The 14438-nt window shown below is 75.8% G+C and carries 7 protein-coding genes and 1 pseudogene; 3 read left to right on the plus strand and 5 right to left on the minus strand.

The window, feature by feature from the left end:
* Window positions 1–586: 586 nt before the first annotated feature.
* The 3 genes and pseudogenes from mpaD to ACF089_RS33220 form a co-directional block, all read right to left on the minus strand.
* Window positions 587–1894 (minus strand): daptide-type RiPP biosynthesis aminotransferase, encoded by a 1308-nt coding sequence (gene mpaD, locus ACF089_RS33210; RefSeq protein WP_392034998.1) that lies wholly within the window; start codon window positions 1892–1894, stop codon window positions 587–589.
* 11 nt (window positions 1895–1905) lie between these two features.
* Window positions 1906–2943: a ketoacyl-ACP synthase III family protein gene (locus ACF089_RS33215; RefSeq protein WP_392035001.1), complete on the minus strand. Its 1038-nt coding sequence runs from the start codon at window positions 2941–2943 to the stop codon at window positions 1906–1908.
* Between the two features lie 55 nt (window positions 2944–2998).
* Window positions 2999–8692, minus strand: a pseudogene (locus ACF089_RS33220) (beta-ketoacyl synthase N-terminal-like domain-containing protein); the annotation flags it as partial.
* Between the two features lie 368 nt (window positions 8693–9060).
* Between ACF089_RS33220 and ACF089_RS33225 the strand changes: the two are divergent.
* From ACF089_RS33225 to ACF089_RS33235, 3 genes are all read left to right on the plus strand, one after another.
* Window positions 9061–10251, plus strand: a complete 1191-nt coding sequence (locus tag ACF089_RS33225; protein ID WP_392035004.1) for a cytochrome P450 — start codon at window positions 9061–9063, stop codon at window positions 10249–10251.
* Window positions 10252–10376: 125 nt separating this feature from the next.
* Entirely contained in the window at window positions 10377–11366 is a 990-nt protein-coding gene (locus ACF089_RS33230; protein ID WP_392035007.1) for an SAM-dependent methyltransferase, read from the plus strand.
* A 54-nt stretch (window positions 11367–11420) separates the two neighbouring features.
* Window positions 11421–12686 carry a cytochrome P450 gene (locus ACF089_RS33235; RefSeq protein WP_392035010.1) on the plus strand — a complete coding sequence of 422 codons (1266 nt, stop codon included), beginning with the start codon at window positions 11421–11423 and terminating at the stop codon, window positions 12684–12686.
* Between the two features lie 35 nt (window positions 12687–12721).
* On the opposite strand, the gene ACF089_RS33240 is transcribed toward ACF089_RS33235, so the two are convergent.
* Window positions 12722–13042: a hypothetical protein gene (locus tag ACF089_RS33240; protein ID WP_392035013.1), complete on the minus strand. Its 321-nt coding sequence runs from the start codon at window positions 13040–13042 to the stop codon at window positions 12722–12724.
* A gap of 93 nt (window positions 13043–13135) precedes the next feature.
* A complete protein-coding gene (locus tag ACF089_RS33245; protein WP_392035015.1) occupies window positions 13136–14398 on the minus strand; it encodes an acyltransferase family protein in 1263 nt (420 codons plus the stop codon).
* Window positions 14399–14438: the final 40 nt, after the last annotated feature.

Raw genomic sequence — 14438 nt, forward strand, 5'->3', positions numbered from 1 at the left:
CGCCCGGCCCAAGGCCCCACCGAGCCCCGGGCCCGCCTCGGCCGATGTCCGGTCGAATCCTGCGCAGCCCAGGAAACGGAGCCCGAGGGCAAGCCCGACCGAGCCCCCGACCCACCCGAACACGGACCCGACCGGGACAGGCGGCCGCCCGGCCCAAGGCCCCACCGAGCCCCGGGCCCGCCTCGGCCGATGTCCGGTCGAATCCTGCGCAGCCCAGGAAACGGAGCCCGAGGGCAAGCCCCGCCGAGCCCCCGACCCACCCGAGCGGGGGCCCGACCGGGACAGGCGGCCGCCCGGCCCAAGGCCCCACCGAGCCCGGGCCCGCCTCGGCCGATGTCCGGTCGAGTCCTGGGCAGCCCAGGAAACGGAGCCCGAGGGCAAGCCCGACCGAGCCCCGGACCCGGCCGGGACAGGCGGCCGCCCGGTCGGAGACCGGACCGAGCCGCAGACCCACCGCGGCGGGGAAGCCCGGCCGAGCGCGGGGTCAGGCCCGAAGGGCAGTCCGAGGGCCCGCCCGGGTGGAGCCGTCACCCGGGCGGGCCGGATGCGCCGGCGGCCCGGGGGCTTGGCCCGGGCGCCGGCGCTCTCAGGAGGCGCGGGCGGACTCCCTGGCGGCCGCCCTCGCCTCGCGCGCGGCGGCGAAGTCGGTGAGACCGGCCTCCACCGCCGCGAGCAGTTCGCCGATCTCCGCCTCGGACCAGGTCAGCGCGGGGAAGAACTGGAGCGCGCTGGGGCCGGGATACACCAGGACGCCCCGGGCCCGCACCGCGTCCAGCATCCGCATGACGTGCGGCTGCCAGTACGGCGCGCCGGACGGGGTCCGCAGATGCAGCGCCTGGAAGCAGCCCAGACCGGTGACCTCGGCGGCGAGGTCGAGCCGCGCCACGAGCCCCTTGAGCCCCTCGGCGAGCAGCCGCCCGTTGCGGCGGGCCGTGCTCAGGGCGTCGAGTTCGCGGATCTGCTGGAGGGTGGCGACGATCGCGGCGCAGCTGGCGGGGGTGCCCGCCTGGGTCTCGCCGTGGATGAGGGTCGCGTCGTGCTCGGCGAACTCGTCCCAGACGCGGTGGCCGACGAGGACGGCGGAGGCGGCGCAGGATCCGTTGGTCAGGCCCTTGGAGGTGAGCAGCAGATCGGGCGACTCGGGCCACAGTTCGCTGGCGAAGAGCGTTCCCGTACGGCCGAATCCGGCGGCGACCTCGTCGCAGACCAGCAGATAGCCGTGTTCGCGGCGGAGGGTGACGAGGGCTTTGACCATGTCGGCGCCCAGGGCGAGCGAGCCGCTGCCGAGGACCGGTTCGACGACCACGGAGGCGACCTGGGAGCCGCACTCCTCCAGCAGCCGGGTCAGCTCCCGCGGGTCGTCGTGGCCGACGTGGCGGATGAGGCTGGTGTCCGCGCCGTACATCGGCTTCCGGAAGTCCTCGCCGGAGAGCGAGAATCCGCCGTAGGTCTGGCCGTGGTAGCTGCCGCGGAGGCCGACGATCAGTTTGCGGTCCTCCTGGCCGCGCAGGCTGGCGTACTGCCGTGCGATCTTCATGGCGACGTCGTTGGCCGAGCTGCCGGAGGTCGAGAAGAGGACGCGCGCGTACGCGTCGGGCCCGGCGGCCTCGATGAGGGCGCGGGCGGCGTCCCGGGCGTAGTCGTGGCTGCGGCGGAAGGCTCCCATGTACGACGCCTCGGCGGTGGCCCGGGCGACGGCCTCGGCGACGGCCTCGTTGCCGTAGCCGAGGTTGGCGTTCCACAGCCCGGAGGTCGCGTCCAGCACCTCCGCGCCGTCGGCGAAGGTCAGTCGGTGTCCGTGGGCGCGGACCACATGGCGGTGCGGGGAGCCGTGCTCGCTGGGCGGCAGCAGCAGATCCCACACGGGGTGGTCGGCGACGGTGTGTTCGGACATGGGTCTCCCCCTCAGTCGAGCCACGATGGACGGTCGTCGATGCGGATGGCGGCGGTGGTGCCGGTCCAGCCGGGGGCCGCGGAGTGCAGAAGGACGTGGTCGCCCGCGCCGATCGCTCCGGAGGCCAGCATGCGGTCGAGTGTGACGAACTGGTCGCAGCCGCCCATATGGCCGGTGTGGCGGCCGAGTTCCCAGCTGGAGCGGCCCGCCGGGATGCCGAGGGGCTCCAGGAACCACTGGTCCAGGGCCCGGCCGTCGGCGTTGACGGAGATCACGGCGGCGACGTCGGAGGCGTTGATGCCCGCGTCGACGATCGAGCGCTGCAGCAGTTCGAGGCTGAAGGCGCTGATGAGGTCGATCGCCTCGGTCATGGGCATCACCGACTCGGTGAACTCCCTCACCGTCCGCGCGAGGCTGAGCGGCTCGAACCTGGGCTCCCTGGGCGGCAGCAGATCGTCGTCGCCCCGGTGCCAGCCCTCCAGTTCGGGCAGGGTGGCGGAGTTGACGGCGAGGACCTCGGCGAATCCGGACTCCGCGCTGAGGGTCACGGCCGCCGCGCCGTCGCCGACCACGATGGCCGGGGCGAAGCCCCGCCAGCGGTCGATGAGCGGGGTGGAGTAGTTCTCGGCGGAGGTGATCAGCGCGCTGCCGCGCCGGGCGGCGCCGGTGAGCTGGCCGACGGCGGTCTCCAGGCTCGCGAGCATGCCGTTGCAGCCCTGTCGGATCTCCAGCGACGGGATCCGGCCGAGGCCGAGTTCGCGCATGATGTAGCCGGGTACGGAGATGTCGTCGGGCCCCTGGTAGAAGGCCCCGGAGTGGAGGAAGGACTCGATCGGCTCGCCCGGGTCGGCCCGGCGCTCCAGGGCGGTGCGGGCGGCGAGTACGGCCATGTCGGGGGCGGCGAGGTCGCCGGCGACATGGGTGCCGCGCCAGCCGATGGTGTCGTACAGCTCCTGGTCGTACAGGCCCTGGGCGATCGCGTCCTCGGCGGTCGTGTGGGGCGGCAGATGGGTGGCCACGGAGCTGAGGTGGACGCCGGTTACGTTCACGGGGCGCGCTTCCGCCTTTCGGTGGTGGTACGGGGGTGTGGTGGGCGGCCCGTGCTCAGCCGAGCCGTTCCTTGAGGTGACGCACCAGCAGGTCGGCGGTGGGGCAGTCGCGGACCAGGGTGGTCGGCAGCCGCAGGCCCGTGGCCCGGTTGAGGCGGTTGCGGAACTCGATCGCGCTGAGCGACTCCAGTCCGAGGTCCTTGAGGGGGCGTCCGGTGTCGACCTCGTCGGGCGAGGCGTAGGACAGCACGGCGGCCACATGGGTGCGTACGAGGCCGTGCAGCAGGGTGTCGCGGCCGGCGTCCGGCAGGGCGGCGAGCCGCGCCCGGAGCGCGTTGTCGTCCGCCGCCGCCTCGGCGCGGATCCGGGCGGCGGGGCGGTCCGGCAGCCGTACCAGCCGCCGCAGCAGCGGGTGGAGGCGGCCGGTCCGGGCCCGGGCCCGCAGCGCGGCCGTGTTCACCTCGGCGGGCAGGAGTACGGGGGCGCCGAGGGCCCGCGCGGCGTCCAGGAGGTCGGGGGCGTCGGGGAGGCCGAGCGGTTCGAAGCCCGCCGGGCCGCTCGTGCCCGCGCCGGCGCAGGCGTCGGCGGCGGTGTGCCAGTGGCCTCCGGCGATGCTGACGGCGGGCTCTCCGGCGGCGTGCCGGGCCAGGGCCACGGCGTCGAGGGCGGCGGCCTCGGCGGCGCGCGCGAGCCGGCCGGGCGGTGCGCCGAGTGTGCCGTCGGCGTGCGAGAGGAGGACGAAGGCGTCGAGCGGTCTGCCGCGGGTGAGGCGGTCGAGAGTGCGGGCGACGGCCGCGGCCCCGCCGCCGCCCGGGTCGCCTCCGCCTCCGCCTTCGTCTTCGCCCGGTCCGCTCGCGTGTGCCGCCGTGTCGCCCGTGTGCGCGTCTCCTGTGGCCGTGTCGCCCGCGGCCGCGTGTCCCGCGGCCGCGTGTCCCGTGGCCGCGTGGACGACGACGGTGAGCGGACGCGCGTCGGGCACCTCGTCGAGAAGGGCGGCGAGGGCGATCGGGTCGGCGGGATCGATGTCGGCGACGGTGACCGTCACCGGCGCGCCGCCGAGTTCGGCCGCGGCGGGGCCGGCGCCCGCGTCGTGCCCCCCGGGGCCGGTCAGCAGCAGCAGATGGCGTACGCCGTGGCGCTCGACGAGCCGCCGGGCGAGCGACGCGCCCAGCGGGCCGGTCCCGCCGGTGATGAGCGCGGTGCCGCCCGGGGTCGGCTCCGGGATCCGGTCGGGCCACTCCACCGGGGTGAGACGGGGCGTGTACGGGACGCCCCGGCGGAGCGCGAGCTGCGGCGCGTCGGCGCGCAGGGCGGCGGCCAGGGCGCGCCGGGACGCCGGGCTGTCGTCGAGATCGAGGAGGGCGCAGCTGTCGGGGTGTTCGGCCTGGACCGACCGGATCAGGCCGACCAGCGGCGCGTCCACCAGGCCCGGGACGTCCTCGCCGTCACGGGCGGCCACCGTGTGCCGGGTCAGCAGGACGAGCCGGGCGGCGCGCAGCCGGTCGTCGGACCGCCAGCGGTCCAGGGCACGGCAGGGGCTCGGGGCGTGCTCGTACGGATCGCGCGGCACGCCGGACCCGGTGGCGGTGGCTGTGGCTGTGGCGGTGGCGGTGGCGGTGGCGGTGAAGGAGGCTCCGAGCAGGATGACGGTGTCCGGCGCGGGGCCGCCCGCCGTGAGGGCGTCGCCGAGGGCGTCGAGATCCCGGTGGGCGTCGGTGTAGAGACCGGCGGCCATGAGCGCGCCGCGCACTCCGGCGGGGTCGGCGCCGACGAGCGCGCACCGCCCCCGGTCGGCGGGCGGGCCCGGCGGCGCGGCGGCGGTCCACTCCACCCGGTGCGGTGTCCCCCGGCGGATCCCGCCGAACGGCACCGGCCCGGGGCCCTCGGTCCGCTCCAGCGCGGCCACCGACAGCACGGGCCGTCCGGTCTCGTCGGCGGCGTGCAGCGACAGTCCGCCGCCGGGCCGGGGCTCGACCCGCACCCGCAGGGCGACGGCTCCGGCGGCGTGGAGCACCAGGCCCCGGAGCGTCAGTCCGGGCGGAGCCGCGTCCGCCCGCGCGGCGTCGTCCGCCGGGGTGTCGGCCGACGGGTGGGTGTCGTCCGTGACGTCGCCCGGCGCGGCGTCGTCCGACGTTGTGTCGCCCGACACGGTGTCGTCCCACGCGGCGCGGGCCACGTCCAGCGCGCCTTCCAGCAGCGCCGGATGGATGCCGTACGCCGCTGCCGCCCCCGAGGTCTCCCGGGTGAGCGCCGTCTCGCCGAAGGTCTCCCGGCCCCGCCGCCACAGCCCCCGTACCGCCTCCGTCGGGCGCCGCGCCGCCACCGCGCCGCGCGGCGGCCAGGTCCCCGCGAGGTCGGCCGTACGCCGCTCGCTCGGTGCGCCCGGCGGCGGGGGCTCGGCGGCCGATGCGGTGAGGCTGCCGAAGGCGTGGCGGGTCCAGGGGCTTCCCGGCGGGGCGTCGTCCCGGCGGCTGTGGACGGTGAGCGGGCGCGGGCCGCCGGGGCCGGGGGCCGGGGGGCCGGCGAGGACCTGGAGGGAGAGCGCGCCGTGCTCGGGGAGCACGAGGGGGGATTCCAGGGTGAGTTCGTCGATCCGGTCCCGGCCGGTCTCGTCCCCGGCGCGGACGGCCAGCTCCAGCAGGAGGGCGGGCGGGCAGACGCCGTCCGGCCAGGGCTGGGCGCGCCGGGAGAGACGTCCGGTGAGCAGCACGCCGCCGGCGCCGGGGATCTCCGCGGCCGCGCCGAGGAGGGGGTGGTCCGCGGGGGCGAGACCCGCCGCCCGTACATCGCCGGCCGCTCCGGGGTCGGCCTCGACCCAGTAGCGGGAGCGCTGGAAGGCGTAGGTCGGCAGATCGGTGCGCGGCGGCGGTCCGTCGCCCGCGACGGCGGCCCAGTCGACGGGCACGCCCTCCGTCCAGGCCCGGGCGAGCCCGGCGAGGAGTACGGGGTGCTCGGGCCGGCCGGCCCGCAGGGCGGGTACGAAGAGCGGTTCCGGGCCGGCGTTGTCCCGGCCGGCGAGCGCTCCGGGTCCCAGGCCGCTGAGCACTCCGTCGGGTCCCAGCTCCAGGAAGACGGTGGCCCCGCCGGCGGCGAGGGCGGCCACTCCGTCGCCGAAGCGAACGGCCCGGCGGACGTGCTCCACCCAGTACTCCGGGGTGAGGGGCTCGCCGGCCGGGGCGAGCCGGCCGGTGAGGTTGGAGAGGAGCGGCAGCCTCGGCGGGTGGAAGGTCAGCTGCTCCAGCTCGGCGCGGAAGGCGTCCAGCATGGGGTCCATCCGGGGCGAGTGGAAGGCGTGCGAGACCCGCAGCCGTCTGGCCCTGCCGCCCCGCTCGCGCCAGGCGGCGGCGATCGTGAGAACGGCCTTCTCGTCGCCGGAGACCACCACGGACTCGGGGCCGTTGACGGCGGCGAGGCCGACGCCGGGCCCCGCGGCCGCGATCAGCTCGGCGGCCCGGTCCTCGGTGGCGTCGAGGGCGGCCATCGCGCCCCCCGGCGGCAGGGCCTGCATCAGCCGTCCCCGGGCGGCGACCAGCCGGGCCGCGTCGCGCGGCGACAGCACGCCCGCCGCCTGCGCGGCGACGATCTCCCCGACGGAGTGGCCGCCGACGACGTCCGGCCGTACGCCCCAGGACTCGACGAGCCTCAGCAGCGCGGTCTCGACGGCGAAGAGCGCGGCCTGGGTGTAGACGGTGCGGTCGAGGAGTTCGGCGGCGTCCGGCAGTTCGGCCCCGGTGCGGGCGCGGCGGCCGCTGATCACGTCGGCGACCGGTTCGGGGACGTGCCCGGCGAGTTCCCGGTCCAGCTCGGAGCAGACGGCCGTGAAGGCGTGGTCGAACACCGGGAACCGGGCGCGCAGCCCGTCGCCCATGCCGAGGCGCTGGGCGCCCTGGCCGGTGAAGAGCACCGCGAGCCGGGCGTCCCGGCGGGCGACGCCCTCGATCACGCCGGGGTCCTGTTCGCCCCGGGACAGCGCGTCCAGTCCGGCGAGCAGCGTGTGCGGCGCGCCGTCGTCGGCGACGACGACGGCCCGGTGCTCCAGGGCGGCCCGCCCGGACGCCAGGGCGCGGGCGGCGTCGGCGGGGTCGAACGGGACGGCCGGGACGGTGCCGGCCGCCGGCCGCGCGGCCTTCCCGGTCCCGGCCCGGTCCTGCGCGGTCCCGGCCCGGTCCTGCGCGGTCCCGGAAGAATCCCGCGCGGCCCCGTCGGCCCCGCCCTTCGCCGTCTCGACCTCGCCGTTCGCCGTCTCGGCCCGCGCCCAGGCCGACAGCCGCCGCGCCTGGGCCCGCAGGGCCTCCTCGCCGCGGGCCGACACCGCCCAGGCCACGGCGCGGGACCCGCCGGAAGGGGCCGTGGCGGGGTTGCGGGCCCCTGCCGACGGGGCGTTGACGGAAGCGCGCGCCCCGGCGGACGGGACCGTATCCCCTGTGCCGACAGGTACGGCGGCGGGCCCCAGGGATACGGCCCCGGGCGCCTCCTCCAGGATCAGATGCGCGTTGGTGCCGCTGATCCCGTACCCGGAGACGGCGGCCCGCCGGGGCCGGCCCGTACGCGGCCACGCCCGCTCCTCCCGGAGGAGGGCCAGCGGGCCCGCCGCCCAGTCGATGTGCGGGGAGGGCTCCTCGACGCGCAGGGTCCGGGGCAGTACGCCGTGCCGGAGGGCCAGCACGGTCTTGATGGTCGCGGCGACCCCGGCGGCGGCCTGGGCGTGCCCGAGATTGGACTTGAGCGAGCCGAGCCACAGCGGTCGGCCCGGCTCGCGCCCCGGCCCGTACGCCGCCTGGAGCGCCGCGGCCTCCACCGGGTCGCCGAGGGCGGTGCCGGTGCCGTGCGCCTCCACGGCGTCCACGTCGGAGGCGGTCAGTCCGGCGTCCGCGAGGGCCCGCCGTACGACATCGCGCTGCGCGTGGACGTCGGGGGCGGTGAGCCCGTCGCTCGCGCCGTCCTGGTTGACCGCGGATCCCCGGATCAGCGCGAGCACCGGATGTCCGTGGGCCCGCGCGTCGGAGAGCCGCTCCAGCAGGATCACGCCGACGCCCTCGGCCCAGGCGGTGCCGTCGGCGGCGGCGGAGAAGGGCTTGGCCCGGCCGTCGGGGGCGAGGCCGCGCAGCCGGCTGTACTCCACGAACATGGCGGGCGTGGACATGACGTTCACGCCGCCCGCCAGCGCGAGGGAGCAGTCGCCCCGGTCGAGCGCGCGGCACGCCAGGTGCAGGGCGACCAGGGAGGCGGAGGAGGCGGTGTCGACGGTGATCGCGGGTCCCTTGAGGCCCAGGGTGTAGGCGACCCTTCCGGAGAGCACGCTCGCGGCGCTGCCGGTGAGGGTGTGTCCGGCCGCCTGCCCCTGCGCCCGCTGAAGGAGCGTCAGATAGTCCTGGCCGCCGGTGCCGGTGAACACCCCGACCGGCTCGCCGCGCAGCGAGGTGGGCGGCACCCCGGCGCGTTCCAGGGTCTCCCAGGAGGTCTCCAGGAGCAGCCGCTGCTGCGGGTCCATCGCCAGCGCCTCCCGCGGGGAGATGCCGAAGAGGCCCGCGTCGAAGTCGGCGGCGCCGTCGAGGAAGCCGCCCTCGCGGGGGGTGGAGACGCCCGGGAGCCCGTCGTCGGCGGCGCGCAGCCGGTCCAGGTCCCAGCCTCGGTCCTCGGGGAAGGCGGACATCGCGTCGCGGCCGGCGGCCACCAGCTCCCACAGCTCCTCGGGGGTGGTGACCCCGCCGGGGAGGCGGCAGCCCAGGGAGACCACCGCGATGGGGTCGCGTTCACCGGTTGTCACGAATCAGCACTCCACTACCGCCTCATGGCGCTCGCTCACCCGGCCCGGCCGGCCGGTGGTCCCCGGGCCGGAACGGGCACGCCGGACGGCCCGCCCCGGCCGGCCCACCCCAGACTGCGGTGCCCGGCCCTCGCTGTCATCGCCCAGATTGCTCACCGCCGCCGGGTGCGTGGTGGATGAATCCCGCGCAATACAGGAGTTGAGGACCGTGATCCTCCGGTACCAGGCTGAGGCGGTCGGGTCGTGAGCCCGCACTCCCCGCCGGCGGTCCGCGACGGCGGCGCGCCCGGAGCCCCGGCTTCGCGCGGCCGCCGGCGCGCGCTGTTCGCGGCCGATCGGAAAGAGGCAGGATGACGCACGGATCCACCCGCCCGGTGACGCTGCCCACGGTCCGCACCTCCCCCTTCGACCCGCCGCGCGAGCTGCTCCGGCTGAGCGAGGAGGGGCCGCTGACCCGGATGGCGTTCCCCGACGGTTCGGTGGGCTGGCTCGCCACCGGGCACCAGGTGGTGCGGACCGTGCTCGGCGACGCCCGCTTCAGCTCCCGTACCGAGCTGCTGCGGATGCCGGTGCCGTACCCGTGGGAGGCGAGGCCCGCGCCGCCCGGGTTCTTCGTGGGCATGGACGCGCCGCGGCACACCCGGTTCCGTACGCTGCTGGCCGGTCAGTTCACCATGCGGCGGATGCGGCGGCTCACCTCGCGCGTCGAGGAGATCGCCGAAGGGCGTCTCGACGCGATGGAGCGCCGCGGCTCCCCCGCCGACCTGGTGGCCGACTTCGCCCTGCCGATTCCGGCGCTGACCATCTGCGAACTGCTCGGGGTGCCGTACGAGGCCCATGAGGCGTTCCAGGACCACGCGGCCGTCATGGTGTCGTCGGGCAGCACTCCGGAGGAGATGGCGGCGGCGAACACGGGCCTGGACGAGCTGATGCTCGACACCGTGCGCCGTAAACGGACCGGTTCGGACGACGATCTGCTCGGCGGGCTGGTGTCCTCCGGGGAGCTGGACGAGTCCGAGATCGCGGGCGTCGGGAAGCTGCTGCTCGTCGCCGGGCACGAGACGACGGCGAACATGCTCTCGCTGGGGGTGTACGCGCTGCTGCGCCACCCGGAGCAGCTGGCGGCCCTGCGCGAGCGCCCGGCGCTCATGGACTCGGCCGTGGACGAGCTTCTGCGCTACTTGAGCATCGGCCAGTTCGGCCCGCTGCGGGCGGCGCTGGAGGATGTGGAGCTGGCCGGGCGGCTGATCCGCAAGGGCGAGGTGGTGATGACGTCCGCCCCGGCGGCCAACCGCGATCCCCATCGCTTCCCGAACGCCCATGAGCTGGACGTCGGCCGTTCGGCGTCGGGGCATCTGGCGTTCGGCCACGGTATGCACCAGTGCATCGGGCAGCATCTGGCGCGCATCGAGATGCGGGTGGCGTACGCGGCGCTGTTCCGCCGCTTTCCCCGGCTGCGGGTCGCGGTGCCGCCGGAGGAGCTGTCCCTGCGGTCGGAGATGTTCGTGTACGGCATGCACCGCTTCCCGGTCTCCTGGTGAGACGGGCCGGTTCCGGAGGGTCCCGCGGCGCGGTGCGGCCGCCGGGAAGGCGCTCGGCGGAGAAGCCGACGGAGGACTCGGCGGAGGACTCGGCGGAGGACTCGGCGGAGTTGAGGAACCCCGCCATGGACGCGAACACGGAGACGGAGAGGGGCATGAGCATGGGCGCGGAGACGGGTACGGGCACGGGCACGGAGGCGGGCGGGGTCACGAGCGCCGGCACGGACACGGGCGCGGAGCCGAGCGCGGGCGGCGGGCCGGGCACCGCGCGGCGGGAGCCCCCGGGAGTCGCCGCGCCCACCCCGGCCGGCGTCGGGGAGGTCTACGACCGCTTCGCCCGGCTGACCCCGGAGGTCTCCCCGCACGCCGATCTCCACTACGGCTACTGGGAGTCGCCGGAGGACCCCGCCACCTTCGAGGAGGCGTCGGCCCGGCTCACCGATCTGATGATCGAGAAGGTGGTGCTCTCCCCCGGCGGCCATCTCCTCGACGTCGGCTGCGGAATCGGGGGCCCGGCGGTCCGGCTGGCCCGCGCCACCGGGGCCGAGGTCACCGGCATCACCGTGAGCCGGGAGCAGATCACCCTCGCCACCCGGCTCGCCGAACACTCCGGGCTCGGCGGGCGGGTGCGGTTCGGATACGCCGACGCCATGGCGCTGCCTCACCCGGACGCCTCGTTCGACGCGGCCTGGCTGCTGGAGTCCGTCATCCACATGCCGGACCGCGCCCGCGCGCTGCGCGAGATCGCCCGGGTGGTCCGCCCCGGCGGCCGGGTGGTCCTGACCGATCTGTGCGAACGGGCGCCGCTGGACGGGGAGCGGCAGGACACCGTGGACGCCTTCTTCCGGGCGGCCGAGATGAGCCCGATGGTCACGCTCGACTCCTATCCGGAGCTGGTGCGCTCGGCGGGTCTGGTCCTCGACGAGGTGCTGGACATCACCGACCACGTGATGCGGCGCACCACCCAGGAGCTGTCCCGGCGTATGCGCGAGGCCCGGGAGCAGCTGGACGCGACCTACGGCGACGACCCGGCGTACCAGCTGGATCCGGCCCGGCTGAGCGATATCGGCGAGCTGGGCTATGTGCTGGTCACCGCGCACCGCCCGGCCGAGTGAGACCTCACGCGCACGACAGTCCCCCGGTACGGGGCGAAGGAGTGGGAGCACCGCATGGATGACCGGACCGACCGGACACCGCACGGAACCACCGGGGTCGCGGCGCGCCGCGACCCCGCCGCCGAGGCCGTCTTCCTGGAGATCATGGGGAATCCGGCGGCCGACGATCCCTACCCGGACTACCGCAGGCTGCGGGAGCTGGCTCCGGCGCTGCTGGCGGGCGACGGCGCGCTGATCCTGACGGGCCACGCGGAGTGCGACGCGGCCCTGCGGCACCGCTCGCTGGGGCGGGGGGACGACATGGACGGCTTCCGGCTCGCTCCTGTGCCCGAGGAGCAGGTCAGGGAGGTGATGGCGACGCTGCGGCTCAGTATGGCCTTCGTCGACCCGCCCCATCACGCCCGGCTGCGGAGGCCGGTGGGCGCGGTCTTCACCCACCGTCAGGTGGAGGCGCTGCGACCGGCGGTGACCGCGCACGCGGACCGGCTGCTCGGCGCGCTCGCCGACGCCGGGGAGGGCGATTTCATGGCGGCGGTGGCGGGGCCGCTGCCGGAGATCGTGATGGCGGATCTGCTCGGCGTCCCGGCCGGGGACCGGGCCGCCGTACTGCCGCTGGCGATGGCGCTGGCCGCGCTGATGGAGCCGGTCACGGACGCCGAGGTGTTCCGTACGGCGGCCGGCGCGCAGCGCGCGCTGTGCGGCTTCTTCACCGAGCTGATCGCCGAACGAAGGGCGCGCCCGACCGACGATCTGCTCAGCAGGCTGGCCAACGCCTCCGGGGACGGCGGTCTGGGCGACGAGGAGATCGCCTCCACCGCGCTGCTGCTCCTGGGCGCGGGCATCAAGACCACGACCCATCTGCTGGGGAACGGGGTGCGGGCGCTGCTGGAGCGCCCCGACGAGCTGGAGCGGCTGCGCGGCCGGCCCGATCTCGTCCCGTCGGCGGTGCAGGAGATGCTGCGGTACGACGCCCCGGCCCAGCTGGACGCCCGGGTGGCGCGGGAGCCCCTGCGGTTCGCGGGGGTCGATCTGATGCCGGGTCAGACGGTGATCACGGTGATCGGCGCGGCCAACCGGGATCCCGCGCGGTTCCCCGACCCCGACCGCTTCGACGTCGGCCGGGGCGACAACGCGCATCTGTCGTACGCGGCCGGTGTGCACTTCTGCCTGGGGGCCCAACTCGCCAATCTGGAGGCGGAGGTCCTTCTCGGCCTGCTCTCCGCGCCCGGCTCCCGCCTCGCCCCGGCGGGCCCGCCCCGCCGCCGCGCCGGCCTGGGCCTCCGGGGCTTCGAGACCCTGCCCGTCGCCCTCGCCCGCTGATCGTCACCGGCTCCCCGGCACGGGCCGGGGGGCCTTCAGGGCCGGTCCCGCCCGGCGGACTTGACGAGGTCGTTCGCGGCGATGAGACCGAGTCCGGGCACGGCCTCGCGCAGCGTCCTCACGGCGTGGACGTGGTCCCGCTCGGGATCGGCCCCCGCGTCGCGCAGGGTCCGGCGCACCCACCGCGCCGTCCGCTGCTCGTCCGTCGACGCCCGGTGCCGTTCGACCACGCTCAGCGCCTCCTGGAGCCCGGGCCGCGACGACGGGTCGGCCGCTTCCAGCGCGGCGACGAGGTCCGCGTGGACGGCGTCGGCGTCATGGACGAGTACGACGGGAGGGGTGCGCCTGGTCGCCATGGGGTGATCGGTCCCTTCATCAACAGTGCGTCCGAATCATGGTATTAAACGCCCTGCCGGGTCCCGTACGCGGGTACGAGGGCCGCACGGCCCTCATGACCGGAGGGCGCCGCCCCCGGGGGCGAGGCGCGTGATGTCGACGGTTCCGGCTCCGGTCCGCGGCTCGGGGATGAGGGCCCACAGGGCCGCCAGCGCGAAGAAGGCGGCGAGGAGGACGGCTGCTCCCCTGCGGCCTTGTGCCCAGCGGGCCCGGAACCGGATGGGGTCCTCGACGAGCGTCTTGGAGGCCGCGGCGGCTGCGACGGATACGCCGATGATGACGGCTGTACGGCCCCAGCCGGCCATGCCGAGGCGTTCCTCGCTGAGCATCAGGTAGACGGGCCAGTGCCACAGATAGAGGCTGTAGGAGATCAGGCCGAACCAGCGCAGGGCGGGGGTGCCGAGGATCTGTCCGACGGGAGTGCGTGGGGCCCGGGCGAGGCAGGCGATCAGCAGAGCCGCGGCCAGTGCGTGGAGGAAGAGCCCTCCGTGGAAGAGGGAGGGCGAGTCCTGTCCGTCGGCCGTGATCCAGTGGACGCCGATCCCGCAGGCCAGGACGAGGGCCCACCATCCGGCCGCCCGTTCGCCGATGCGGTCCAGGACGCGGGACGCGGTGGCGGTGGCCGTCAGTGCGCCGAGGAGGAGGGAGAAGGCGCGGGTGTCGGTGCCCTCGTAGACGCGGGTGGTGTCGACCGGATCGGTGAGAGCGATCATGACGATCAGGGAGAGGGCCGCGCCGGTCACGGCCACCGCCGCAACGCGCCGGTCTCCGTACCGGCCTCGGGCCGCGAGGCCGATCACCAGCGGCCACAGGAGGTAGAACTGCTCCTCGACGGCGATGCTCCACAAGTGGCCGAAGACTCGGGTGTCGCCGGCCTGCCAGTAGCCGACCTGGTCGGCGATGAAGTGCCAGTTGGTGAGGTTCGCCAGCACCCAGGGGGTGTCGTCGAGCGCGTGGCGGAGCAGGGACGGCGGGCCGAGGGCCCACAGGAGGAGCAGGGTGCCCGCGATCATGACGGCGAGGGCGGGCAGCAGCCGGCGTGCCCGTCGTCCCCAGAAGCCGAGGAGATCGATACGGCCGTCGTGTGCCCGTGCCTCCCTCAGCAGCAGACCGGTGATCAGGAATCCGGACAGGACGAAGAACAGGTCGACACCGAGGAAGCCGCCGCTGAAGTGGCCGGCGTGGAAGAACAGCACGCCCAGAACGGCGAGCCCGCGCAGTCCGTCGAGCGGTGCGATGTGCCGCCCGGCGGGCGACGGCGGGACGGTGGCCCCGGAGCGGGGGCGTCGGAGGCAGGGAGGTGTTCGGCTGGTCATGGGTCTCCGTCGGGGTGAGCCGGGTGCCGCGGCGCACATG

Origin of the sequence: Streptomyces sp. NPDC014894, from assembly GCF_043080985.1 — a bacterium.
Lineage (GTDB): Bacteria > Actinomycetota > Actinomycetes > Streptomycetales > Streptomycetaceae > Streptomyces.

What these genes read in the sequence shown, in the direction of transcription:
- ACF089_RS33235 (WP_392035010.1), top strand. Translation starts at nt 11,421, where the DNA reads ATGGATGACCGGACCGACCGGACACCGCACGGAACCACCGGGGTCGCG.
- ACF089_RS33230 (WP_392035007.1), top strand. Translation starts at nt 10,377, where the DNA reads ATGGACGCGAACACGGAGACGGAGAGGGGCATGAGCATGGGCGCGGAG.
- ACF089_RS33240 (WP_392035013.1), bottom strand. Translation starts at nt 13,042, where the DNA reads ATGGCGACCAGGCGCACCCCTCCCGTCGTACTCGTCCATGACGCCGAC.
- mpaD (WP_392034998.1), bottom strand. Translation starts at nt 1,894, where the DNA reads ATGTCCGAACACACCGTCGCCGACCACCCCGTGTGGGATCTGCTGCTG.
- ACF089_RS33245 (WP_392035015.1), bottom strand. Translation starts at nt 14,398, where the DNA reads ATGACCAGCCGAACACCTCCCTGCCTCCGACGCCCCCGCTCCGGGGCC.
- ACF089_RS33225 (WP_392035004.1), top strand. Translation starts at nt 9,061, where the DNA reads ATGACGCACGGATCCACCCGCCCGGTGACGCTGCCCACGGTCCGCACC.